Genomic DNA, 24,828 nt, shown 5'->3' on the forward strand with positions numbered 1-24,828 from the left:
CAAGGAGAAGAAATGCGGCTGATTAATCGAGGCAGTAAGCAATCCCCTTTAGCTCGCCAGGCATGTGAAATCGCACTCGCAGCCCACCAGCAGAGATATGGTGACTATGGGCGCAGCAAGATGAAAGAGACCTATACGGTGAGAGTGGAAGGCGTGAAGGTCTGGGTTGAAGTGGTCAACTGCAAGGCAAGCTACGTGGCCACAGCAATGACCGGCATGCGCCGACTGCGTTCCCTGCCCGGCCAGGCAAACTGAAACTGAAATATCAACGAATAAAGACCGGCATATCTATACTCATGCCGGTTACCTGAGGTGAACCATGTCGCAGGTAATTTTTAACGAAGAATGGGTTGTTGGCGCAAGACTCACAGAAAAAACAGGCCTGACCGAACGACAGATTGAGAAGTATCGCCAGGGCTGTTGGGTGGAAGGTGTCCATTTTAAACGAGTTTCTCCTTCCGGAGAAAAAACCTTGCGTGGCACAACCTGGTACAACTATCCGAGAATTAATCAGTTAATAAGGGATGCGTAAGATGTCAGCTTTGCCTACGGGTGTCGAAATCAGAAACAATAAGATTTGTATCTGGTTTATGTACCGGGGAAAGCGTTGCCGAGAAATTCTAAAAGGTTGGATCAACACCCCGGCGAACATCAAAAAAGCCGGGAATCTTCGGGCTGTGATCATTAGCGAGATCAACCTTGGAGAGTTTGATTACAACCAGCGCTTTCCTTCATCATCAAGAGCAAAAAAAACCGTAACCACTGTTTCAGTTCAAACCTTTTCAGAGCTGTGTGAACTGTGGACGAGCATTAAAGAAACCGAAATTAGCGCGAATACGATGCGTAAGACGCGCTCACAACTCGGTACGTTAATGCACATCATTAACGGAGATACGCCTGTTTCAACTATACGCCACAGCGACATTCTTAAATACAGGAAGGAGTTGTTGAACGGTGAGACACTTTACCTGACAAATCCCAGAAGCAACAAACAGGGACGCACTGTGCGTACCGTGAACAACTATATATCGCTTCTGTGCTCCCTGCTTCGGTTTGCACACAAATCAGGCTTTATCAGTGGTAAGCCCTTCGAAGGGGTCAAGAAATTACACAAAGGGAAAGTAAAACCGGATCCTTTAACGAAGCAGGAGTTTAGTTTGCTTGCGGAATCCGAGCGTGGTCAAAGCCTCAATATGTGGACGTTCGCAGTTTATACAGGTGTCCGTCATGGAGAGCTCGCAGCCCTTGCCTGGGAAGATATTGACTGGGAAAAAGGTACGGCTCATATACAGCGCAATCTTAATGCCTTGGGCATGTTCGGCCCACCAAAAACCGAAGCAGGTAACCGGGTTATCACCCTTTTAGAGCCGGCACTTGAAGCCTTGAAAGCACAGCGCAAGCTGACGGCGCTGCAGCCTAAAACCGAAATTGTCTTTAATCATCGCGAGTATGGCGCAGTGGAACATCAAAGTCTGCGATTCGTTTTCATACCCCGGATGCGCAAGGGAGAACAGAAAGCCTACTACTCTTTATCGAGCATAGGTGCGAGATTCAACGCAGCTGTAAAACGTGCTGGTATTCGCCGCCGGAATCCGTACCATACGCGGCATACTTTTGCTTGCTGGCTGTTATCTGCCGGCGCTAACCCGTCTTTCATAGCCAGCCAGATGGGGCATGAAAACGCGCAAATGGTTTATGAAGTCTACGGTGCGTGGATTGAAGAAATGAATGGCGAACAGGTGCTGATGCTTAACGATAAGCTCGCACGCTGAAAAATTTTTGCCCCTATTATGCCCCTACTGGCTCCGAAGGTAGTAATAAATGCAAGAAAATCAACAAAATACAAAGAAAGAGCAATACAACCTGAACAAACTGCAAAAGCGCCTGCGCCGTAACGTGGGCGAAGCCATTGCAGACTTCAACATGATTGAAGAAGGCGACCGCATCATGGTTTGCCTGTCAGGGGGTAAAGACAGCTACACCATGCTGGAGATCCTGCGTAATCTTCAGCAAAGCGCGCCGGTGAATTTTTCTCTGGTGGCAGTCAACCTTGACCAGAAACAGCCGGGCTTCCCGGAGCACATTCTGCCGGAGTACCTGGAACAGCTGGGCGTTGAGTACAAAATCGTCGAAGAAAATACCTACGGCATTGTGAAAGAGAAGATCCCGGAAGGGAAAACCACCTGTTCGCTTTGCTCCCGTCTGCGCCGCGGCATTCTCTATCGAACCGCGACGGAACTGGGCGCGACCAAAATCGCGCTGGGCCATCACCGCGACGATATCCTGCAAACGCTGTTCCTGAACATGTTCTACGGCGGCAAGATGAAAGGCATGCCGCCTAAGCTGATGAGCGATGACGGCAAGCACATTGTGATCCGCCCTCTGGCCTACTGTCGTGAAAAAGACATTGAGCGTTTTTCTCAGGCGAAAGGGTTCCCGATCATTCCATGCAACCTGTGCGGCTCTCAGCCGAACCTGCAGCGTCAGGTGATTGGCGACATGCTGCGCGACTGGGATAAGCGTTATCCGGGGCGCATCGAAACCATGTTCAGCGCGATGCAGAACGTGGTTCCTTCCCACCTCGCGGATGTAGAGCTGTTCGACTTCAAAGGTATCAACCACGGATCGGAGGTGGTGAATGGCGGCGATCTGGCGTTTGACCGGGAAGAGATCCCCATGCAGCCTGCGGGCTGGCAGCCGGAAGACGATGACAATCAGTTCGAAGAGTTACGTCTGAACGTGCTTGAAGTGAAATAAGCTACTAGCGTCTCAGAAAGGTCTTCTGAGACGCTTTATGCCTTATTTCAGCAGACGCACGCGGCAGGTTTTACCTTTAATCTTGCCGTTTTGCAGTTGCTTCCACGCCTTATGGGCCACCGCCTGGCGAACAGCCACATAAACATGTGCCGGATGCACCGCAATCTTCCCGATGTCCGCCCCGTCCAGACCCACATCGCCGGTCAGCGCACCTAACACATCTCCCGGACGCATCTTGGCCTTTTTGCCGCCATCAATGCACAGCGTCGCCATTTCGGCCTCCAGCGGCACGAGCCTGACGCTGCCCGGCGCGTTCACCCAGTTCAGCTTGATCTGGAGCATTTCAGCAAGAATATTGGCACGCTGCGCCTCTTCCGGGGCACAGAAGCTAATGGCCAGGCCGCTGTTCCCGGCGCGTGCCGTACGGCCAATACGGTGGACGTGCACTTCGGGATCCCATGCCAGCTCATAGTTAACTACCAGCTCAAGGGATTTGATATCCAGGCCGCGCGCAGCCACGTCGGTCGCCACCAGAACACGTGCGCTACCGTTGGCGAAACGCACCAGCGTCTGATCGCGATCGCGCTGTTCCAGATCGCCGTGCAGCGACAGCGCGCTCTGCCCCGCCGCATTGAGGGCGTCACAGACGGCCTGACAGTCTTTTTTGGTATTACAGAACACCACGCAGGACGCAGGCTGGTGCTGGCTCAGCAGTTTTTGCAGGAGCGGGATTTTCCCCTGCTGCGACGTTTCAAAGAACTGCTGTTCGATGGCTGGCAGGGCATCGACGCTGTCGATCTCGATGGTGAGGGGTTTTTTCTGCACGCGACCGCTAATCGCAGCGATGGCTTCCGGCCAGGTCGCAGAGAACAGCAGCGTCTGACGATCGGCTGGTGCGAAGCGGATCACCTCATCAATGGCATCGCTGAAGCCCATATCCAGCATTCTATCCGCCTCGTCCACCACCAGTGTGCTTAAGGCATCCAGCGAGACGGTGCCTTTTTGCAGGTGATCCAGCAGGCGGCCTGGCGTCGCGACAATAATGTGCGGCGCGTGCTGGAGCGAATCGCGCTGCGCGCCGAACGGCTGCCCACCGCAGAGGGTTAATATCTTGGTATTGGGCATAAAGCGTGCCAGGCGGCGCAGTTCACCCGCGACCTGGTCTGCCAGCTCTCGCGTCGGGCACAGGATCAGTGACTGGGTCTGAAACAGCGACGCGTCAATATGCTGCAGCAGGCCAAGACCGAAAGCGGCCGTTTTCCCACTGCCCGTTTTCGCCTGCACGCGCACGTCACGGCCTTCGAGGATAGCGGGCAGCGCGGCCGCCTGAACAGGCGTCATCGTGAGGTATCCCAACTCGTTGAGGTTGTCGAGCTGGGCGGCAGGCAGAACATTCAGGGTAGAAAAAGCGGTCACAATAGTCTCTCGTGGTCATCTTTACGGTCAGATGGCGCGTATCCTCGCAGATCTCGGGGTTCGATGCGACAATTTAATCGGTTCTTCGTCCGGCGGCGGATCTGGCATCGGCTGCGGACGCGGAATGGGATCGGGCATCGGCACGGGATCGGTGGGGACAGGATCGGACTGACGCGAGTGTTGCAGTAGCAGAGCGAGTAAAATGCTCATCTTTCCCTCCAGGATTTGCTGTCGTCCCTTTTAGGGTAGACGCTGAGAAACAGGAGGCAAAAAAAAGCCGACTATAAAGTCGGCGTCGTACGAATCAATTGTGCTATGCAGTAATTCAAAAAAGGAAGTAAGACAATATGGAGCGCAACGCCCATCGCTTGACGTTGCATTCACCTGCGGGAGTAATATTGCACCTTACGGGGTAAATGTTTATTGACTTCGCTCAATTAAAAGAGCGTTTTAATCCCCGTAAAAGGTGAAAAAAACGTAAATTTACAGCCATTTACTACGATGCAACCACCATGCAACACCTCCAATCAAAACAACTAACATGACGCAAAACGCGGTGAAGCCGTACCGATATTCCCCGCCGGGTATACCGCCCAAATTGACGCCAAAAAGCCCTGTCAGAAATGTGCTCGGTAAAAAGACCATCGCCATCAGGGACATCGTATAGGTCCTTCTCGCCAGCGACTCCTGCATCACCTGGGCGATTTCATCCGCCATCACCGCCGTTCGGGCGATGCAGGAATCGATCTCATCCAGCCCGCGTCCCAGCCTGTCAGCAATGTCCTGCATTCGGCGGCGCTGATCGTCATTCATCCAGCCAAGTCTTTCACTGGCCAGACGAGCATACACATCCCGTTGTGGCGTCATATATCGACGCATCACGATCAGCTGCTTGCGCAATAGCGCCAGAAAGCCGCGCGGGGGGATCTGCTGATCGAGCAGATTATCTTCCAGGTCGATGATTTTATCGTGCAGCTCTTCAATAAATTCGCTCGCATGATCGGTCAGAGCGTCGCAGACGTCCACCAGCCAGCTGCCGCAGTCGACCGGTCCGGTCCCCTCTTTGAGGTCGTTCACAATGTCGTCCAGCGCCAGAACTTTACGCTGGCGGGTGGAAACAATCAGCCCGTCGTCCATATAGACGCGCATCGCAACCAGCTGATCGGGACGTTCATCCGTGCTGCCGTTTATACAGCGCAGGGTGATAAGCGTTCCGTCCCCCATCCTGCTCACGCGGGGCCGCAGGCTTTCACCCGCCAGCGCATCACGTACGTTGTTAGGCAGTAGCGGAGTCGAGGCCAGCCAGTCAGCGCTGTCCGGGTGGGTATAGTTCAGATGTAGCCAGCAGGGATGCTCTTTATCAATGACATCATCATCTTCCAGCGGTCGCGCACCGCCGCGACCGTCCAGCACCCACGCAAAAACTGCGTCAGGAACGTTAAGTTCAGATCCTTTAATGCTCTCCACAGTGCCTCCCCTGTTTGGCTCTTTCGATGTCAGTCTAGCTTCCATCAGGGGTTAAGCAACAACTATGTCTCGCATCGCGCTGAAATCGCTCAGGAATTGTACACGCTGTATTTCGAGAATTGAAAAGCCCGGCATGCCAGGCTTCGGAAAGATGTCAGAGTGAGTGCCCGGGGCGCTGAAGGAACGAGACAGAATCTGTCACGGGTGACGGGGAGTGCCCCTGGTCCAGCCTGAAATTTCGTGTCCGCGTCTGCAGTTCGATCACCTGATTACGCAGCACATCAGAGGAACCGTTGAGCTCCTCCGCCATCGCAACGTTGCTCTGCGTGACCCGCTCCAGTTCGGACAGCGCCAGCGTGATCTGGGAAATGCCCTTCTCCTGCTCTGCGGTCGAGGTAGAAATCTCATCCATTAACCGGCTGACGTTGCCGGATCCGGTCACGATGTCATGCATATTCTTCTCCGCTTCCGACACAACGCTGGCACCCTGGGTGACATTACTGCTGGTAACGTCAATCAGCGTTTTGATATTTTTCGCCGCCTCCGCACTGCGGTGCGCCAGATTTCGTACTTCCTCTGCAACAACGGAGAACCCTTTACCGTGATCGCCTGCCCGCGCAGCCTCGACGGCCGCGTTAAGCGCCAGAATATTCGTCTGGAATGCAATGCCGTCGATCAGCGAGATAATTTCCGTCATCTGCTGCGCACATTCGGTAATGGATTGCATATTGCTGGCAACCTGTTCCATCAGCTCTCCTCCCTTGCGCGCCTGCACCGTCGCGGCATTCGCCTGCTCGCTCGCCAGCCTGGTGTTATCGGCATTGTTTCGGGTACTTGCTGCCATCTGCTCCATACTTGCCGCAGTTTGCACCAGAGATGCAGACTGCTGCTCTGTTTTCACCGAAAGCTGAGCACTGCGGGAAGAGAGCTGATCCGACAAGGTCATGGCGTTTTGTGATGAAGCCCTGATCTCACGCACCAGTGTAGCAATGTTGCTGGAAAGACTATTAATCCCGGGAATTAACCGCCCCGCGCAGTTATTGCCAAACTCGGGGATAGAGACGCCTAAGTTGCCTGCGGTAACTTCTTCAATACTTTTTTTCACAGTATTGATCGGCGTCACAAGAAACTTCGTCATATAACTCCAGAGCAAAAATAACGCAACGAAATTGACCACATTAATCGAAACGAAAAGAGAAAGATTGCTGGAAAATAGAACAACGATACCTGCATTCACAAAAAAAAGGCACAACAGGAACCAGGCAATGAAGGTCCTGACACTAATATTTCTTAGCATGATTTTACCCACAACTTATATTTTGGTCGGCATTAAGACTTATAGCATTCACTTTTGCGTTTGTCCTCACAAAATACGCTGGCTTCTCGTTTCGCCGTTACCCACCCAGTATTTAACTTAAGTCAGACAAAAAAGGCGTTTTAGCAGAAATGTTCTGTTCAGCATGCTGTGTTGCTGGTCCAGAGCCCACTGAAGCGATACCATCACCTGCGGTAAAATCGGCCATTTGCACACATATTTAAGACGCTTTGCTACAATTATTCGACTATGTTTAGCAGTGCTTAATGTTCAATAAAAAAGAATATATTTTATATTACGAGTAAGTTTGGCATTTTATATGACTGGTCATTTTTCACGATAAATAACTAATATGGTTTGAATGCGCATGTTCGTTGCCAGATAAAGACGTGCCGGCAGGCGAAATCGGTAACCCTCTCAGGCGTGGGATTGCATAATGCTCAATATATCGTGGGACCCTGTGTTGATCGCTGTCTCCTGTCTGGTGGCGTTTATCGCCTCCTTTGTGGCCCTGGATAGCGCCGGGAAAATTCCCCTTTCCAGCCGAAAAACGGCTTTGTTCTGGCGGATTGCCGGCGGGGTCACGCTGGGTATCGGGATTTGGTCAATGCACTTCATCGGCATGCTGTCCATGCAAATGCCGATGATGATGAGCTATGACCTATGGCTAACCCTGGCGTCTCTCGGCGTGGCGGTTGTTGCTTCCACAATAGCAATTAACATTGCCGTTACGGGCAAACACCTCTCGCTCTTTCGGCTGTTCTTCGCCACGGTCATTCTCAGCGCTGGCGTGGTCTCCATGCACTATATCGGTATGGCCGCCCTGATGCTGGAAGGAAGCATCCTCTGGGATCGGCGCACTGTGGGTTTGTCCGTGGTCATTGCCGTTGTCGCCTCCGGCGTGGCGTTGTGGCTGGCTTTCCGCCTTAGGGATAAGCACAAAGGGGTCTTTGTTACTCGCATTCTTGCCGCGTTAGTCATGGGTGCCGCCATTTGTGCAATGCACTATACGGGCATGAGCGCCGCGCATTTCCATGAGATGGCGCGTACGCTCCCCGGCGGGGTCAGCGAACTGGGATTATCCATCTGGGTTTCCGTCACCACGCTCTCCCTGCTCGGCATGATGTTAATTATTTCGCTTATTGATTCGCACTGGCGGACCAGCCGGCTGACGGACAACTTGCGCCAGCTCAACCGTCAGCTTGAGCTACAGGTCCGCTTTGACGCTCTCACCGGCCTCGCAAACCGCCACCAGATGGATATCCGAATGCAGGATTGTCTGCACAGCGCCTTGTTGAGTAACAAACAATTTGCCGTGATCTTCCTGAATGTCGATCGCTTCAGACGCGTGAATGATACCTGGGGCCACAGCGTCGGCGATGAGTTATTAATCACCATTGCCCAACGCATCACGTCCCGGCTTACCCGCGAGATGACGCTGGCCAGGCTGGGTGGGGATGCCTTTATCCTGCTGGTTCCCGAATGTGACGAAGAAAAGCTCACTACCCTACTCACGACGCTGCTCGCGGATATGCGCCGTCCGTTTTCGCTTTACGGACATACGCTGAGTACGACAATGAGCGCGGGTGTTAGCCTCTATCCTCAGGACGGCGAAACGCTGCATGAACTGAAGTTTAAGGCGGATGCCGCCTTACAACACGTTAAGCAAGACGGTCGTAACGGCTGGGCGGTTTACTGCCCTGAGATGTCAACGGCAGTTCCGGCGCAGCCGGGTTTTCTGCAGGAACTTTCTCAGGCGCTGGAACGCGATCGGTTTGAACTCTGGTATCAGCCAACCTGGCATGCTGAAGATAAGACGATCCACGGTTTTGAGGCCCTTCTGCGCTGGCGGCATCCGGAGCAAGGCGTTTTGCTGCCAGGTCTTTTTTTGCCCACGCTGGAACAAACGGGTTTGATTATTCCGGTTGGCAACTGGGCCATTGAAGCCGCGTGTCGGCAGCTTCATTTCTGGACTGAACAAGGCTTCAGCCAGTGGACGTTATCGCTCAACTTATCCCCCGTTCAGTTCGAACAGCCGGATATCTTTCACATCGTGTCCTCAATGCTGGAAAAATATAATCTGTCGCCTTCAAGGCTGATCCTGGAGGTAACGGAGAGTACCGCGCTAAAAAATCTCGATCGCAGCATCGAGTTGCTCAATGCCTTTAACCATGCGGGGATCACCGTCTCTATTGACGATTTTGGTACGGGCTATTCCAACCTGCTGATGCTGAGCGTTCTTCCGGCAAAAGAGCTAAAAATCGACAAGAGCTTTGTGGCCTCTATGCTGGAAAATGAAAAAAGCCGCAAGCTGGTGGAAACCATTATTAATATTGCCCGCACCATGGAGATGCGTGTCGTTGCCGAGGGAATTGAAACGGACGAACAGCAGGCAATACTGACCAGCCTCGGCTGTGATTATCTCCAGGGCTACCTTTTCTCCCGCCCATTGCCCGCTGAACAGGTTCCATGGCTACTGCTACAGAAAAACTCAGATAAACAAATTATACCCATGAATAAAATTCAAACGGACAACGCATTTATTTCACAAAAAAATCATGCCTGACGGGATTGAGTAGAGTATGTTTCAAGGGAGTACATGCGAGTCAATTCCGCCATGATTGTCAGGTATATCGTGCCGATGAACAGGAAAATACTATGTCGCAAAATAGTTTTGATGCGCTTAATGCAATTAAAACGCCCGTGTGGCTCATTTCTCCTGTTTCGGAACAGATTATTTTTGCAAATGTGGCCGCAATACAGCTGACGGGTAATAAAACGCTGAACGACCTGCGCAAAGGTTCCTGTTCTGCCAGTGCGCAAACCGTACTGTCGTTGTACGTTCCCGAACTGAAAAATCATCACGATATTGTCGAGATCTGGACAATTAGCCGGGGCGGGCAGGACGCCCCCTTAAGCTGTCGCCTCTCACTCACCCACGCCACGCCGTATGGTGATGTTATCGTTTTCGAAGGGATCTCTTCCCACGCCCCCTCAGGCCTGAAAGCCAGCCGTTCCGCAACCTATCAGCGCAAGAAACAGGGATTTTACGCACGCTTTTTCCTGACCAACAGCGCGCCGATGCTGCTCATCGATCCTGCCCGTGACGGGCAAATTGTCGATGCAAACCTGGCCGCGCTCAGCTTTTACGGTTATTCGCATGATGAGATGTGCTGCAAGCATACCTGGGAAATTAACACGCTTGGCAGAGGCGTCATGCCCATCATGACGGAGATCGCCGCACTGCCCGGCGGACATAAGCCGCTCAATTTTATTCACCGCCTTGCCGATGGCACCACCCGCCATGTCCAGACCTATGCGGGACCCATCGAGATCTACGGTGACAAACTGATGCTGTGCATAATCCATGATATTACGGAGCAAAAGAGGCTTGAGCAGGAGCTGGAAAATGCTGCATTACGTGACTCGATGACGGGGTTACTCAACCGACGACAGTTTTACAATGTTATCGACCAAACCAGCCTGAGCCACCTTTCTGCACAGCAGCAGTTTAGCCTGCTGCTGGTGGATACCGATCATTTTAAAAACATCAATGATCTTTTCGGTCACCTGAAAGGTGATGAAGTGCTTATCGCCCTATCCCGAACGCTGGAAGCCTGCTGCAGACAAGATGACCTGGTGTTCCGCTGGGGCGGTGAAGAGTTTGTCATCCTGTTGCCGCGCACGTCTCTTGAAACGGCTCTGAAGATTGCCGAATCCGTCCGTGCGGCGGTCGCCCATATCACCCTTCCAGGCTTACCACGGTTTACCGTCAGCATTGGCGTGGCGCGGCATGACCCGGAAGAGAGTATCGACGCACTGTTTAAACGTGTCGACGATGCGCTCTATCGCGCCAAAAACGATGGGCGTAATAAAGTCCTTGCGGCATGAAACTGGAGTATCGGGAAAAGCCCCGCTACAATGCCCAGCTTAAGTAAATTAACGACGGGTGGGTTGTGGCGACAATGGGAAAGACAGAATTAATACTCACCTTAATTATTTTCTTGCTTATTATATTTGGCTTATGGTTTATTTTCAGCGGCGAGATTTGGTATTTCGTTGAATATCTGGAAAACAGTCTCTACCCCACTTTTGACGCACTGTAGTGCACGTTTAATTTATTGTTTCACCTACCGAATTTGTCAGGTTTCTGCCTTGCCCTTAGCCACGTAAGATACGCGGCGTTATCCTCCAACAATGTTGATAACGAATCACTAAATCATTTGCTTATTTCGCCCGTTCTCTGACGGGCTTTTTTTATTTGCGGCTATTAAGCAAAACAACGATTCTTGTCCGTCAGTCGCCATGTTGTTGCAGCACCGCTCTGCTCCAGTCATAAAAGGCGCGCACCGAAGGCGGAAGATAGCGGTTTTGTGGATAGAGAAGCGAAAGCGGTAAATCGTAAGAGAGGTTCTCCATACAGCGAACCAACGCCCCGCTCTTCAGATACGGCTCAGCCAGATAGCTGGCCACGCGAATTAATCCTAGCCCTTGAATTCCAGCCTGGATATAGGCGTCGGTATCATCGACGATCAGCGACTCTTTCATGTGGATTGCACAATCGCCGTCATCACGCGTAAAAAACCAGTCGATGGTGCGCCCGGTACGGTGGTTCAGGTAGCCGACGGCGCAATGCTTTTCCAGTTGGTCGAGATTTTCCGGCTTACCACAGGCGTCTATATAGCCCGGAGAAGCCAGAACAACCCATCTGAAGTTCGCCAGAGGGCGCGCGACCAGCGTCGTTGAATCTTCGATCCTCCCGGTGCGGATCACGCAGTCATACCCTTCCTGAATGATGTCCTCCACGCTATCGCTTGAACAGAGTACCAACTCCAGCCCGGGATACTGGCGCAGAAATTCCGGGAGACAGGGAAGAATGCAGTGTCGGGCAAGAGACTGCGGCATCCCGACTTTTAAACGGCCTCTGGGCTGTGCGGATCTGGCGGGAAAGGAAGACTCCACTGTCGCAATATCCGCCAGCAGCCGTTTGCTCTCGTTATAGTAACGTCGGCCCTCTGCGGTCACGCTGAGCTTCCGGGTGGTGCGTTGTAAAAGTTGAATACCCAGGTATGTCTCCAGTTCCTTAACGACCCGCGATACGGTTGAACGTGGTAGCCCCAGCGCTTCTGCCGCCCTGGCGAAGCTATGGGTATCGACCACGCAAACATATACCCGCATTGATTCCAGTTTATCCATGTTCCCACCGCGCCTGAAAAGATCGATTATCCCATTATTACGAACAGTCTAACTTATGCCTGTGGTCTTATCGAATGCAGCTATCTGACATAACCTTGCTCAAGTTGCTGTAGAAAGGCGATTTAACAAAGAGAGGCTCAACATGAAAGAACGTGATATCAAGACAGGTGAAAAAGTATTAGTGCTTGGTGCAGGACAATTGGGTGCTGCCGTACTGGAGCATCTGGTTCCGGCAGTCACGCAGCGCGATGGCGCTGTTACCGTTATCGTTTCGCCCGGATCCTGGGACAGCCGGGGTAAACTTCAGTCCGAAATTCATCAAAAACTGGCTGATGCAGGGGCAGAATTCATCGCGGTCGATGTCGCCGTCAGCTCCACTGAAACGTTAAAAACCCGTTTTGTGGATTTTGACACCGTGATCAACTGCATGGGGTTTGTCGCCGGAGCAGGTACACAGCTCAAAATTACCCGCGCGGTACTGGAAGCCGACGTAAACCGCTATTTCCCCTGGCAGTTTGGCGTGAATTACGATGTGGTCGGCAAAGGGAGCGGCCAGCCCGTCTGGGACGAGCAGTATGATGTCAGGACGCTCTTGCGGGAACAGAACACGACGGAATGGGTGATTGTTTCAACCGGTATGTTTACCAGCTTTCTCTTCGAACCGGCATTTAATGTGGTGAATTTATCCGAAAAAACCATTAATGCGCTCGGAGGATGGGACACGCAGGTCACGGTCACGTCTCCCGCGGATATTGGTCGGCTGACCACCGAAATTTATTTGCATCATCCGCGGATCGTAAATGAAGTGATATTTGTCGCAGGTGAAACCACTTCTTATGGAAAACTGGCCGAAACGGTTGAACGCACGACAAGACAAGCCTTTGCCAAAAACGTATTAACGCTCCCGGATCTGCTGGATGCACTGCATTTAAATCCGGATGACCAGATGCTCCGCTATCGCGCGGCCTTCGCCCGAGGAGACGGCATGTGGTGGCCGATGAGTAACACCTGGAATGTACAGAATAATATACCGACTCAAGATATTGAATCATGGCTTAAAACCGTTATGTAGCCATGCGTTTATCCCGCCCCGGTGGCGCGCCAAACATACGGGCATATTCACGGGTAAACTGCGAAACACTGGCATAACCGACCGTATACGCCGCCTGTGCGATCCCTGCGCCATCGACAAGCATCAGGCGGCGGGCATGGATAAGGCGTAGCTGTTTCTGAAATTGCAGGGGCGAAATCGTGGTTATAGCGCGAAAATGCTGATGGAATACGGACACGCTCATGCCCGCCACGTCAGCAAGCTCCTCAACGCTTATCGTACGTGTAAACTCCTTACGCAACATTGCGACCACACGGCTAATTCGTCCGGAATGGCTATCCGCCGCGCCCAGGGCGCGAATAGCAGGACCATGGACACTGCGAAGCAACCAGTAATGCAGCTCTCGCCGTAGCCCATCCCCAAGAACCGCCATCGCCTCCGGTTGTTCAAATAACCTGGCCAGCCGGTAAGCCGCATCCGTCACGTCAGCATTCATTGGCTCAACCCCAACGCAAGGCGCGTCCCTCTGCTCTGCTTGCACAGCATCCTGCAACTCGCGCAGTATGGCGATATCCAGTTCCAGCACCAGGGAATAGTAGGGATGGCGAAGGCTGGCCTGGGTAATCTGACTGAGGGTCGGCACATCGGCGGCAATCACCATCGCCTCGCCGGGGCCATATTCAAAACTTTCCGTCCCCGTAGCGACGCGTTTGCGACCCTGCAACAGCATCGCCATCAGCGGTCTGTTGATCGCCGCCTGCAGGTCGCCCGGATGCAAAGCCCGGATAATCGTCAACCCTGGAACCGGCGTTACGGCAACCCCGCTACGGTCGACGTGAGCATCGGCATACCGGCGGCAGAGATCGAACAGGAGATCGCGCATAGACACTCTTTCAGGCAAGTTTTTAAGCCATAGTATGCGGTCATTCTCAACAGAACAAACCATGAAAAGAGAAACAGGCAAAAGATAACCAGAATCAGGCAAAGTGGATGAGTGGCCTTCTCCTACTGTAAAAGCTCCACCAAACAGAGGATACACCATGAGTAAAATTGCACTTATCACCGGCGCCAATCGTGGTCTTGGCCGTAACACCGCCCTCTCTATCGCGCGTCAGGGGGGCGATATTATCGTCGCTTACAGAGGAAATACCCCTCAGGCTGAAGCGGTTGTCACGGAAATCCGCACCCTTGGTCGTAAGGCGATTGCGATTCAACTGGATGTGGCGCAGACGACGACTTTCCCGGCATTTGCCGAAACTCTGCGTCAACAACTCGCCGAGGTCTGGCAGCGCGGCACCTTCGACCACCTGATAAATAACGCAGGTCATGGCGAGTTTGCCGGGGTGGGCGAGACCACCGAAGCGCAGTTCGACGGGCTGTTCAGTGTCCATGTCAAAGGGGTATTTTTCCTGATCCAGACCCTTTTACCCCTGCTGGCGGACAGCGGGCGCATCATCAACTTCTCGTCCGGCCTGACCCGGGTATCGTACCCTGGGTTCTCCGCTTACGCGGCGGCAAAAGCGGCGGTGGAAATGCTCAGCGTTTATCTGGCACGCGAGCTGGGCCCGCGCGGCATCACCGTCAATACCATCGCGCCAGGCGCCATTGAAACCGATTTTGGCGGCGGCCTGGTTCGCGACAACGCAGATGTCAACGCGCAGTTTGCCGCCATGACCGCGCTCGGGCGGGTCGGCGTTCCCGACGATATCGGGCCGATGGTCGCCAGCCTGCTGCGTGATGATAACCGTTGGGTAACCGCACAGCGCATTGAAGTGTCGGGCGGGCAAACCATCTGAACAGGCCAAAAATACCGTCAGAAAAATGATGCTTTCAGCTGTGACGGGTGATGGTCAGAAGGAGGAACTGGCGCCGCAAGCCGCGCCAGTACTTGATTAGTGCTTTTCAATATACATCGTCCGGCTATACGCCACGTCTTCCGGGTTGTTGATGGGGTAACCCTTCACCCAGGGCTTAATCAGGCGGCCGTTGGTATACTGGTAAATTGGCGCGATGGGCGCCTTCTCCATAAGAATTTTCTCCGCCATGTTGTAGTCGGCATTACGCGCTTTCGCCGTGGTTTCCAGCGTCGCCTGGTGGATAATCTTATCGTAGGCCGGGTCACTGAAACGGGAGATATTGCCGCTGTGGGTTGAGGTCAGCAGCGACAAAAAGGTTGATGGCTCGTTGTAATCGCCTACCCATGAGGCGCGGATCACGTCAAAGTTGCCGGTATTACGGCTATCAATGTAGGTTTTCCACTCCTGGTTTTGCAGTTTGACATCCACTCCGAGATTTTTCTTCCACATGGAGGCCACCGCAATGGCGATTTTCTGGTGGTTTTCGGATGTGTTGTACAGCAGGTTCAGCTTCAGGGGGCGCTGAGGACCGTAGCCTGCGGCCTGCAGCAAGGTTTTGGCCTGGGCGTTCAGCTCCTGCTGCGACATCTGCTCAAACGGCGAGGCGTCCGGGGTAAACCCTGCCGTCACGTCAGGCGTAAAGTGCCAGGCGGGTTTCTCTCCCGTGCCTAACACCTTTTCCGCCATAATGCGACGGTCGATAGTCATGCTCAGCGCAAGACGGACGCGGGCATCGGCCGTTGGGCCCTTTTGCGTGTTAAACGCATAGTAATACGTGCCCAGCTGAGGCGGCGTATACACCTGCCCCGGAATATCCTTCAGCAGCTTCTGATACATATTTTTCGGGAACGATTCGGTAATATCAATATCCCCTGCCAGGTAGCGTTTGGTGGCCGACGATTCCTGATTAATCGGCACGAAGGTGACTTTTTGCAGTACCGTTTTGGCATTGTCCCAGTAGTGCGTATTGGGCACCACAACCAGTTTTTCATTCACCACGCGGTCCTTCAGAACGTAAGCGCCGTTCCCCACCAGCGCGCCCGGCCGCGTCCACTCTTTACCGCTTTCTACGTTAGCTTTTTGTACTGGATAGAAGGCAAAGTTCGCCGTCAGGTTGCTGAACCACGGCAGCGGTTTGTCCAGCTGGACGCGTAACGTCCTGGCATCCACCGCCGTCACCCCCAGCGTATCGGGCGCGGCTTTACCGTCAATAATGGCCTGCGCGTTATTGATTCCCGCCAGCGCGGCAAACCAGGCAAACGGAGAGGTGGTTTTCGGGTCAACCAGACGCTGCCAGCTGTAGACAAAATCCTGGGCGGTGACAGGGGAACCGTCGGACCATTTCGCGTCATCGCGTAAGGTAAACGTCCAGATGCGGTTATCATTACTCTGCCAGCGCGTCGCCACGCCCGGCATCAGCTCCCCTTTCTCATTCTGATTAACCAGACCTTCGAAGAGATCGCGAATCACCTGAATCTCTGGCAACCCCACGGCTTTCGCCGGGTCCAGCGAAGCCGGTTCGTCTTTAATATGCCTGACCAGCTCCTGCTTTTGCGCCAGCGCAGTGCCCTGCGGCACATCAGCAGCAAAAGTAAGTGAAGAGAGTCCGCACAGGCACAGTGCGGCAAAAAGACGCGAAACAGGATGCTTCATAAGATCCCCTTTAATAAATTCAGGTAATAAGCAGATGCGTAATTATTTGTTTCGACAAAGTGAAATGCAAATAACTTACTCCTGAATAGTGATTTAAGGCAATTCTCAGCCGTTACGGAAACTATTTGATTAACAGCGTGTTTTGCACAACACTGCCAGTAGTGCTTTCTTTATCAGGATTTCGTATGGCAACCACCCGACCGAGAGCGGAACGCGGCGCCTTTCCGCCGGGCGCTGAGCAATATGGCCGCTCGTTTTTAGGCGCATCGCTGATCTGGTTCCCCGCCCCTGACGCAGACCGCGACAGCGGCTTGATTCTTGCCGGCACACACGGGGACGAGAACTCCTCCATCGTGACGCTTTCCTGCGCGCTGCGGACGCTGACGCCTTCATTGCGACGTCATCATGTGATTCTGGCGGTAAATCCGGACGGCTGTCAGTTGGGGCTTCGCGCCAATGCGCGAGGCGTTGACTTAAACCGTAATTTCCCGGCAGCAAACTGGCGCGCCGGGGAAACGGTGTATCGCTGGAACAGCTCCGCCGAGGAGCGTGATGTGGTTCTGCTGACGGGAGATAAGCCGGGCTCAGAGCCGGAAACCCAGGCGCTGTGCCAGCTAATCCATAAGATCCACCCCGCGTGGGTGGTCTCGTTCCACGATCCGCTGGCCTGCATTGAAGATCCGCGCCACTCTGAGCTCGGCGCGTGGCTGGCAGACGCGTTCGCCCTGCCGCTCGTGACCAGCGTGGGCTATGAAACGCCAGGCTCGTTCGGTAGCTGGTGCGCCGATTTGAGCCTGCCCTGTATTACCGCTGAATTCCCGGCAATCTCGTCCGACGAAGCCAGCGAAAAATACTTAAAAGCCATGGTGGAGCTTTTGCGCTGGCAGCCTCAGAGATGAAGCACGCCGCTGGTAAAATGGAGCGCGGGTGATACGTCAACCGCCAGCCACGTCGGGCCGTCCAGATCGGCGAAACGGACCTGATTGACCAGCGGTAGCGCCGCGCCGATCGCCCGGGACGTACAGAGCATACAGCCCAGCATCAGCGAAAAACCCTGCGCCCGGGCTTCTTCCGCCAGGGCCAGTGCCTCTGTCAGCCCGCCGGTCTTGTCGAGCTTAATATTGACCATCTCGTAGCGGCCCTGCAGCTCGCTCAAACTCGCGCGGGTGTGGCAGCTTTCATCCGCACAAACGGGCAACGGATGGATAAAATTCTTCAGCGCCGCATCCTCTTTTGCTGGCAGAGGCTGCTCCAGCATGGCCACCCCCAGGTCGGCCAGCAGCTGACAGCGGGCAGCCAGCCCTTCCGGGTGCCATGATTCATTAGCATCAACAATCAGCGTGGCTGCGGGTACCGCCGCGCGAATGGCGACCATTCGCTCGCTAATCAGACGATCGTCGAGCTTCACCTTCAGAAGCCGGGCCCCTGCGTCATAAAGCGCTTTTGCGCTGGCGGCCATCTGTTCCGGCTCGCCAATCACTACCGTTTGTGCGGTAGCCACCGATTCCGGCAGCGCCACGCCCAGCAATGCTGTCAGCGGTTGCTGCTGCTTCGCCGCCTCCAGGCTCCAGAGCGCGCTATCAATAGCGTTGCGTGCGGCACCGGCGGGCAAACGCTGCTGTAATGCCTCGCGCGTGAGCCCGGTTTGCAGGTCCGGCACCAGCGTCATGATATGCGCCATCACCGACGCGAGGCTTTCTCCATAGCGTGGGTAAGGCGTGCACTCCCCTACGCCTTTAAAACCGTCCTCTTCGATTTCAACGACCACCACGCTGGCTTCGCTTCGGCTGCCGCGGGAGATCACAAACGGTGTATGCAATGGCCAGGCTTCTTCATAGACCTTAACGCTTCTCATCACTGACTCCTTGCGGCCCGAAAAGGCGAAAAATTTGGTTTGCCGTGTTATCCGCGGATGGCATACACTAGCCCCGACGTTAACTATATGTAAACAGGAAGATATCTATGTCACAACTCGTTCATTTCCAGGGCAACCCGGTTGCTGTTGCAGGTTCCATTCCGCAGGCTGGCAGCAAAGCGCAGGCTTTTACTCTGGTGGCTAAAGATCTGTCTGACGTCACACTGGCTCAGTTTGCGGGTAAACGCAAAGTGCTGAACATTTTCCCGAGCATTGATACCGGGGTTTGCGCCGCCTCCGTGCGTAAGTTCAACCAGCTGGCAACTGAAATGGACAACACCGTTGTGCTGTGCATTTCTGCTGACCTGCCGTTCGCCCAGTCTCGCTTCTGCGGCGCTGAAGGCCTGAGCAACGTTATCACTCTCTCCACCCTGCGCAGCCCGGATTTCCTCGAAAATTACGGCGTCAGCATCGCCGAAGGCCCTCTGAAAGGTCTGGCAGCACGCGCGGTACTGGTTCTTGATGAAAACGACACTGTAGTCTTCAGCGAACTGGTTAATGAAATCACTACCGAGCCGGATTACACCGCCGCGCTGGACAAGCTGAAAGCATAATCATTACTTAGCATTTTATACCGCTTTTTCAAAACCTCGCTATGGCGGGGTTTTTTATTAATCGCCCACTGAATCGTTAAAGCAACAATCAATTTGGATCACAATATTTATGCAAAATAGCGTTGAAAATTCAGCGATAAAGCGATCACACCCGCAAATCAATCGTTAAATATCCCTGTATTTACTCTCAGTGAGGCACATCACATTTCCCTCATCGCCAAAACATTAGATTTGCTTACGATGTTAAATAATCGTTTCAGCAAAAAGGGATAAATATGAAAATAAAACTGGCTTTAACGCTCCTTTCGGTACTGCTTTCGGGCCATGCCGCAGCTAAAACCTGGGTGCTGACAAGCGCTGAAAGCAGCGTGGAAAAAGGAAACTGGAAGATTTCCAGCGATGAGCTGAAAATTTACGATCGAACGTTCAGCATTGAGCAAAAAGTGTTGCACGGCGGCAGGCAGGAAGGCAGTAAAGTTATCGTCATCAGCAGTAAAAATGGCCTGACCATCACCTTAAGCCCGACGCGCGGGATGAACCTTCTGCATGTGGAAGGATTTGGCACCAGACTGGGCTGGAACTCGCCCGTTAAGGAGGTCGTTAACCCGGCGTATATTAATCTGGAAAGCCGAAACGGGCTTGGCTGGCTGGAAGGTTTCAACGAGATGATGGTCCGCTGTGGCTACGAATGGACTGGGCACCCGGTCACCGCTGACGGCCAGATTTACACCCTGCACGGTAAGGCAGGCAATACCCCGGCCTCTCAGGTGGAGGTAGAAATTGCGGATGCTGCCCCGCATGAAATTCGTATTCGCGGTCTCATCAAAGAAAGCACGTTTAAAAAAGCGGATCTGCAAACTATGACCGAACTGCGTTACGTTCCGGGAACCAACCAGTTCAGCCTGCATGACGTTCTGACAAACCATGCCGATTACCCTCATGATTACCAAATCATCTATCACAGCAACTTCGGGGCGCCAGTCCTCGAAGAAGGCGCGCGCTTCCTTGCCCCCGCGGCAAGCGTAAGCCCGTTCAATGATTACGCGAAAGCGGGCGTTAACGACTGGCAAACCTACGCCGGGCCGACAAAAGGCTTTGATGAGATGGTCTTTAACATCAAACCGCTCGCCGACAGCAACCACGAAACCCTCGCTGCGGTGGTGAATAAAGCCGGTGACAAAGGCGCGTCGATTCAGTTTGATGCCCGCCAGCTGCCGGTGCTGACCCTGTGGAAAAATACCGATACGCCAAAACAGGGCTATGTCACAGGGATTGAGCCGGGCACCAGCTACGCCTACCCCGTCACCATTGAACGCGAGCAGAAGCGGGTTAAGCAGCTGTCGCCAGGGGCCAGCGCTCAGTTTGATCTGACCTATACCCTGCTACACAGCGCGCAGCAGGTGAAGGATGTCGAAAGCAGGATTGCGTCGATTCAGGGAGAGACAAAAACAGAAATCGTAACCACGCCGCTGGCAAAGGAATAACCATCAAAAAAGCCTCTTTACAGAGGCTTTTTGTTATTCGTCACCTTTCTTATGATTCAACCCATACTCACGTAGCTTATTCGCAATCGCGGTATGCGAGACGCCAAGACGTTTTGCCAGCTTTCGGGTGCTGGGATAGCTGCGGTACAGCTGCGTAAGCACGGAACGCTCAAAGCGGCTGGTGATATCATCCAGCGAGCCTTCCATCGCCTCTTCGCCTACCGACACCGTCCCGGCGTCGTAATCCGGCAACAGGATATCCTGGGGGCGCAGTTCATAGCCTTCCAGCTGGGTCAGCGCGCGATAAACGGCGTTTTTAAGCTGACGGATGTTGCCCGGCCAGCCGTAGCGCATGAGCACCGTGCCGAGATCGGCAGACAGCTTCGGACGCGGAACCCCCTGCTCGTCGGCAAAGCGGGCCACAAACAGCTCCGTTAGCGGCATGATGTCCTGCGGACAGTCGCGCAGCGGCGGAATGTTCAGCGTCAGGACGTTAAGGCGGTAATAGAGATCCTCACGGAAGATCCCCTTTTGCACCAGCTCCACCAGGTTTTTCTGGGTGGCGCAGATAACGCGCACGTCCACATGCACTTCGTGATCCTCTCCGACGCGGCGGAAGGTCCCGTCGTTCAGGAAGCGCAGCAGTTTGGCCTGCATACGCGGCGACATTTCGCCGATTTCATCCAGCAGCACGGAGCCGCCGTTGGCCTGTTCGAAGAACCCTTTCTTGCCTTCCGGCGCGTGACCAAATAGCTCGCTTTCAACAGCATCTTCCGGAATCGAGGCACAATTAAGTGCCAGATACGGTTTTGCCGCACGCGGGCTTGCCAGGTGCACGGCGTGCGCCAGCAGATCTTTCCCGGTACCGGTATCGCCGGTAATCAGCAGCGGCGCGGTCAGGCTGGCAAGCTTGCGCGCCTGGTCAACCACATGGCGCATTTTCGGGCTGACGGCAATAATCTGGCTGAACGCGCCAACATCCTGGCTGGAGAGGTTTTGCAGCTGGCGACCCATGCGCAACGTCGAGCGCAGCATGATCACCGAACCGGTCAATACGCGGGTGTCTCCTTCCCCTTTCAGATAGACCGGGGTGATCTCCATCAGGAAATTCTGCCCGTTTATCACCACGTGCTCGCTATGCGTATTCTGCGGATTGCTGTCCAGCCAGCGCTGGAAGTTAAAACCGGGGATCAGCTGCGCGGCGTGGTGATTGCTGAGCTTCTCCTGGCTCTGCGCGAAAAGCTGGCAGCTCGCGTGGTTAACGCGCTCGACTTTACTTTTCAGATCCAGAGAGAGGAACGGCTCAGGCATCGCTTCAAGCAGCGCGCTCAGGGCGAGGTGCTCACGTTCGGAGGGCATCCAGGGGATGGTGCGTACATCCGTAACGCCAGCGATACGGCGGATTTCCGCCATCAGGCTGCTGAAGGTGTTAAATTCAATTTCGGCAAAATTGAGGTAAATTCGCCCGACAGGATCGATCTCAATGCCACGTAAATCAATGCTACGTAAAACAAGAAGATCGAGTAACTCGCGGGTCAGACCGAGACGGTCTTCACAGAAGACTTCAAGACGCATGGGAAATTCACCGTTTTAAGCCAATAACCTTAAAATGATATGTCAGAACACGGTGAACCGGAAGATGGCTGTCAACAAATATTGACAGCCAGCACGATTAATGAACAACGCCTCACGGAGCCGGCTTTTTATTGAGCGTATCTTTCAGCTGACCGATCAGCTCTCGCCTGAAATCCCCCAGCCGCGGCTTATCGCCATCAATCCACGGCAGCGGTCGGCACACCTCCATCGCTTTGATACCCAAACGCGCCGTCAGTAAGCCCGCGCCAATGCCCTGAGCGGCACGGGCGGAGAGACGCGCCGCCAGATCCTGCGACATCCAGTCCATTCCCACTTCGCGCACCAGCTCGCTCGCGCCCGCAAAGGCGATATTGAGCAGGACCAGTTTGAACAGCCTGAGCCGGCTGTAGTAACCCAGCTCTATGCCGTAAAGGTTCGCGATACGGTTGATGAGGCGCAGGTTACGCCAGGCGATAAAGGCCATATCCACCAGCGCCAGCGGGCTGACGGCAATCATCAGCGTAGACTCCGCCGCCGAGCGGCTAATCTCACGTCGCGCCTGCGCATCCAGTACCGGCTGAACCATATGGGAATAGAGCGTGACCACCTCCCGGTCATTCTGGGTTTCATGGATGGCGGCATACCAGCGCTGAAGCGCCGGATGTGACTGATCGATACCGGCCTGGCTGGCCAGTTTTTCGCAGAAGGCGCGGCCTTTGCCGGTGCCGTGGCTGTGGAGAAGATCCCGCGCTTCATCACGCTCGTGCGCGCGCTGTCGCAAACGCCAGAGGCGGCGCCACTCGGTGGCAACCGACCCGATACCCGCCCCCACGATGAGCGCACCCGCGGCACAACCGCCCAGCGCGACCCAATCCTGGGTTTGCCAGGCGTTCATCGCCCACTGCACGCCCTGCCCGACCACGCTGACGCCAAACAGCGCAAGACCGGCGGTGACCATCTTGCGCCACAGGCTGCGTTTCGGGCGCAGAGCGGCTTCCACGACCGCCTCCGCCGGACCTTCCTCAACGGCGGTATCGTCCGGCAGCGCCGGGGCAAAGTTCTCCGCCTGCGCGCCGCTGAACGTCTGCGCCGTTTTAAAGGCGTCCTGACGCTCAGGTTCAAGCGTTCCGGTAAAGTCTATGCGCGGTTTTAACGGTTCCGTCATCGCAATTTATCTCCAATCAAAAACTCCAGCGCCGCATCCAGACGGATGTGCGGTAACGGCCGATCGACGCTCATGGTCTGAGGGCGGAAGGCTTCAAACTGGAAGCCCTGGCTCTGCCAGAAGGCCTGGCCCGGCAGCCGCGCGGGGACTTCGCCGGGATAGACGGTGAGCGGCTCGCCGTCACTGAGCCGATTCCCGCGTAATGCCGGTATTTTCTCGCCGTTAAGGTCAATCAGGCCGCTTTGCGTCGCCTGCACCGATGCGAGCCCGAGGCAATCCATACTGATGCCTTCAAACGCGGCGTTTTGCCAGGCGTCCTGCACCAGCTGCTGCAGCAGAGAAACCATGTTGGCGTGCTGATCGACCGTAACGTGATCGGCTTTTGTGGCTGCAAACAGCAGCTTGTCGATCACCGGTGAGAACAGACGACGGAACAGCGTCCGCTGCCCGTAGTGGAAACTCTGCATCAGCTGCGTCAGCGCGAGGCGCATATCGTTAAATGCCTGCGGCCCGCTGTTGAGCGGCTGCAGGCAATCCACCAGCACAATCTGGCGGTCGAAACGTAAAAAGTGGTTTTTATAAAAACCTTTGACCACCTTTTCACAGTAGTAATTGTAACGCTCGCGTAGCATTCCGGCGTTCGTGTGTTTGTCTGCCTGCGCCAGCTTCGACTCGCCTGCGCCGTCCACGTCCGGCCACGGGAAGAACTGCAGTGCGGGCGCGCCTGCTAAATCACCCGGCAAGACAAAACGGCCCGGCTGGATAAAGTGCAGCCCTTCCTGTTTGCACTGATGCAGATAGGCCGTCCAGGCTTCAGCAATGGTCGCCAGACGGTTTTCATCCGCAGGCGCCAGCGGATCCAGGCCTTCGCACAGCTGTCGCCACTTCGTCGACCACTCTGCGCGTTGCCCCTGCAACAAGCCTGTCATCTGACGAGACCAGTTGAGGTAGTCCTGCCCCAGCATCGGCAGGTCGAGCAGCCATTCGCCGGGATAATCGACAATTTCCAGATACAGGGTGGAGGTATCCTTAAAGTGACGTATCAGCGATTCATTAGAGCGAAAGCGCAGCGCAAGGCGAATTTCACTGACGCCTCGCGTCGGCGTCGGCCACGCAGGCGGATCGCCGTAAAGCTGCGCCAGCCCTTCGTCATAGGTAAAACGCGGTATGCCAAAATCACGCTGAGGGACGCGCTTAACGCCCAGCAGACGCTCTTCCCGCACGGCGCTGAGCAACGGCAGGCGCGCGCCGGCGTGCAGGTTCAGCAACTGGTTTACCATCGCGGTGATGAACGCCGTCTTACCGCTGCGGCTCAGGCCGGTGACAGCCAGACGCAGATGTCGATCAACGCCGCGGTTCACCAGTGAGTTGAATTCGTTCTTAAATCGCTTCATCGCCATCCTTCATTGCCCGGAAGCCTGGAA

The 24,828-nt window shown here is 54.5% G+C and carries 23 protein-coding genes; 12 read left to right on the forward strand and 11 right to left on the reverse strand.

The window, feature by feature from the left end; all coding sequences use genetic code 11:
• Positions 1–12: 12 nt before the first annotated feature.
• From V1603_RS15930 to ttcA, 4 genes are all read left to right on the forward strand, one after another.
• Complete coding sequence (locus V1603_RS15930; protein WP_020882485.1) at positions 13–255, forward strand: DUF4060 family protein; 243 nt, start codon at positions 13–15, stop codon at positions 253–255.
• A 64-nt stretch (positions 256–319) separates the two neighbouring features.
• Positions 320–532: an excisionase family protein gene (gene xisR / locus V1603_RS15935; RefSeq protein ID WP_014884030.1), complete on the forward strand. Its 213-nt coding sequence runs from the start codon at positions 320–322 to the stop codon at positions 530–532.
• 1 nt (position 533) lies between these two features.
• Positions 534–1,772 carry a site-specific integrase gene (locus tag V1603_RS15940; protein WP_248198111.1) on the forward strand — a complete coding sequence of 413 codons (1,239 nt, stop codon included), beginning with the start codon at positions 534–536 and terminating at the stop codon, positions 1,770–1,772.
• A gap of 49 nt (positions 1,773–1,821) precedes the next feature.
• Positions 1,822–2,757 carry a tRNA 2-thiocytidine(32) synthetase TtcA gene (gene ttcA, locus V1603_RS15945; RefSeq protein WP_193055551.1) on the forward strand — a complete coding sequence of 312 codons (936 nt, stop codon included), beginning with the start codon at positions 1,822–1,824 and terminating at the stop codon, positions 2,755–2,757.
• Between the two features lie 42 nt (positions 2,758–2,799).
• Here the strand turns inward: ttcA and dbpA are convergent, their stop codons facing one another.
• From dbpA to V1603_RS15965, 4 genes are all read right to left on the reverse strand, one after another.
• On the reverse strand, positions 2,800–4,173 hold the full coding sequence (gene dbpA, locus V1603_RS15950) for an ATP-dependent RNA helicase DbpA (RefSeq protein ID WP_395312935.1): 1,374 nt from the start codon (positions 4,171–4,173) through the stop codon (positions 2,800–2,802).
• Between the two features lie 27 nt (positions 4,174–4,200).
• Positions 4,201–4,365, reverse strand: coding sequence for a hypothetical protein (locus tag V1603_RS15955; protein ID WP_306464030.1), 165 nt, complete (start codon positions 4,363–4,365; stop codon positions 4,201–4,203).
• A gap of 291 nt (positions 4,366–4,656) precedes the next feature.
• Positions 4,657–5,640: a zinc transporter ZntB gene (gene zntB / locus V1603_RS15960; protein WP_116339581.1), complete on the reverse strand. Its 984-nt coding sequence runs from the start codon at positions 5,638–5,640 to the stop codon at positions 4,657–4,659.
• A 154-nt stretch (positions 5,641–5,794) separates the two neighbouring features.
• A complete protein-coding gene (locus tag V1603_RS15965) occupies positions 5,795–6,937 on the reverse strand; it encodes a methyl-accepting chemotaxis protein (protein ID WP_163330880.1) in 1,143 nt (380 codons plus the stop codon).
• A gap of 454 nt (positions 6,938–7,391) precedes the next feature.
• On the opposite strand from V1603_RS15965, the gene V1603_RS15970 reads away from it, so the two are divergent.
• The 3 genes from V1603_RS15970 to V1603_RS15980 all read left to right on the forward strand — a co-directional run bounded on the left by V1603_RS15970 (position 7,392) and on the right by V1603_RS15980 (position 11,061).
• Entirely contained in the window at positions 7,392–9,521 is a 2,130-nt protein-coding gene (locus V1603_RS15970; protein WP_395312936.1) for a putative bifunctional diguanylate cyclase/phosphodiesterase, read from the forward strand.
• A gap of 92 nt (positions 9,522–9,613) precedes the next feature.
• The gene (locus tag V1603_RS15975) at positions 9,614–10,846 is read left to right on the forward strand and encodes a diguanylate cyclase domain-containing protein (protein WP_395312937.1); all 1,233 of its coding nucleotides are present in this window, start codon (positions 9,614–9,616) and stop codon (positions 10,844–10,846) included.
• 74 nt (positions 10,847–10,920) lie between these two features.
• On the forward strand, positions 10,921–11,061 hold the full coding sequence (locus tag V1603_RS15980; RefSeq protein ID WP_162874963.1) for an Ecr family regulatory small membrane protein: 141 nt from the start codon (positions 10,921–10,923) through the stop codon (positions 11,059–11,061).
• 190 nt (positions 11,062–11,251) lie between these two features.
• On the opposite strand, the gene V1603_RS15985 is transcribed toward V1603_RS15980, so the two are convergent.
• A complete protein-coding gene (locus V1603_RS15985) occupies positions 11,252–12,151 on the reverse strand; it encodes a LysR family transcriptional regulator (RefSeq protein WP_395312938.1) in 900 nt (299 codons plus the stop codon).
• Positions 12,152–12,293: 142 nt separating this feature from the next.
• Here V1603_RS15985 and V1603_RS15990 point away from each other — a divergent pair, with 142 nt between their 5' ends.
• On the forward strand, positions 12,294–13,223 hold the full coding sequence (locus tag V1603_RS15990; RefSeq protein WP_395312939.1) for an aromatic alcohol reductase: 930 nt from the start codon (positions 12,294–12,296) through the stop codon (positions 13,221–13,223).
• Here V1603_RS15990 and V1603_RS15995 read toward each other — a convergent pair.
• On the reverse strand, positions 13,216–14,085 hold the full coding sequence (locus tag V1603_RS15995) for an AraC family transcriptional regulator (protein ID WP_116339568.1): 870 nt from the start codon (positions 14,083–14,085) through the stop codon (positions 13,216–13,218). The genes V1603_RS15990 and V1603_RS15995 overlap by 8 nt on opposite strands.
• A gap of 157 nt (positions 14,086–14,242) precedes the next feature.
• Between V1603_RS15995 and V1603_RS16000 the strand changes: the two genes are divergently transcribed.
• Positions 14,243–14,998, forward strand: coding sequence for an SDR family NAD(P)-dependent oxidoreductase (locus V1603_RS16000; protein WP_395312940.1), 756 nt, complete (start codon positions 14,243–14,245; stop codon positions 14,996–14,998).
• 96 nt (positions 14,999–15,094) lie between these two features.
• On the opposite strand, the gene V1603_RS16005 is transcribed toward V1603_RS16000, so the two are convergent.
• Positions 15,095–16,711, reverse strand: coding sequence for a peptide ABC transporter substrate-binding protein (locus V1603_RS16005; RefSeq protein ID WP_163330873.1), 1,617 nt, complete (start codon positions 16,709–16,711; stop codon positions 15,095–15,097).
• A 185-nt stretch (positions 16,712–16,896) separates the two neighbouring features.
• Between V1603_RS16005 and mpaA the strand changes: the two genes are divergently transcribed.
• Positions 16,897–17,610: a murein tripeptide amidase MpaA gene (mpaA, locus tag V1603_RS16010; RefSeq protein WP_116339562.1), complete on the forward strand. Its 714-nt coding sequence runs from the start codon at positions 16,897–16,899 to the stop codon at positions 17,608–17,610.
• Here mpaA and ycjG read toward each other — a convergent pair.
• Positions 17,601–18,566: an L-Ala-D/L-Glu epimerase gene (ycjG, locus tag V1603_RS16015; protein WP_116339560.1), complete on the reverse strand. Its 966-nt coding sequence runs from the start codon at positions 18,564–18,566 to the stop codon at positions 17,601–17,603. The genes mpaA and ycjG overlap by 10 nt on opposite strands.
• A gap of 107 nt (positions 18,567–18,673) precedes the next feature.
• Between ycjG and tpx the strand changes: the two genes are divergently transcribed.
• Positions 18,674–19,180 carry a thiol peroxidase gene (tpx, locus tag V1603_RS16020; protein ID WP_116339558.1) on the forward strand — a complete coding sequence of 169 codons (507 nt, stop codon included), beginning with the start codon at positions 18,674–18,676 and terminating at the stop codon, positions 19,178–19,180.
• 275 nt (positions 19,181–19,455) lie between these two features.
• Positions 19,456–20,664 carry an aldose 1-epimerase family protein gene (locus V1603_RS16025; RefSeq protein WP_395312941.1) on the forward strand — a complete coding sequence of 403 codons (1,209 nt, stop codon included), beginning with the start codon at positions 19,456–19,458 and terminating at the stop codon, positions 20,662–20,664.
• A 33-nt stretch (positions 20,665–20,697) separates the two neighbouring features.
• Here the strand turns inward: V1603_RS16025 and tyrR are convergent, their stop codons facing one another.
• The 3 genes from tyrR to V1603_RS16040 all read right to left on the reverse strand — a co-directional run bounded on the left by tyrR (position 20,698) and on the right by V1603_RS16040 (position 24,798).
• Complete coding sequence (gene tyrR, locus V1603_RS16030) at positions 20,698–22,239, reverse strand: transcriptional regulator TyrR (RefSeq protein WP_163330870.1); 1,542 nt, start codon at positions 22,237–22,239, stop codon at positions 20,698–20,700.
• Between the two features lie 112 nt (positions 22,240–22,351).
• A complete protein-coding gene (locus tag V1603_RS16035) occupies positions 22,352–23,404 on the reverse strand; it encodes a YcjF family protein (RefSeq protein ID WP_302218182.1) in 1,053 nt (350 codons plus the stop codon).
• Entirely contained in the window at positions 23,401–24,798 is a 1,398-nt protein-coding gene (locus V1603_RS16040) for a YcjX family protein (RefSeq protein ID WP_302218180.1), read from the reverse strand. Before V1603_RS16040 ends, V1603_RS16035 begins: the two co-directional genes overlap by 4 nt.
• Between the last annotated feature and the right edge of the window lie 30 nt (positions 24,799–24,828).

Origin of the sequence: Enterobacter sp. ECC-219 (assembly GCF_043966805.1) — a bacterium.
Taxonomy (GTDB): Bacteria; Pseudomonadota; Gammaproteobacteria; order Enterobacterales; family Enterobacteriaceae; genus Enterobacter; species Enterobacter cloacae_N.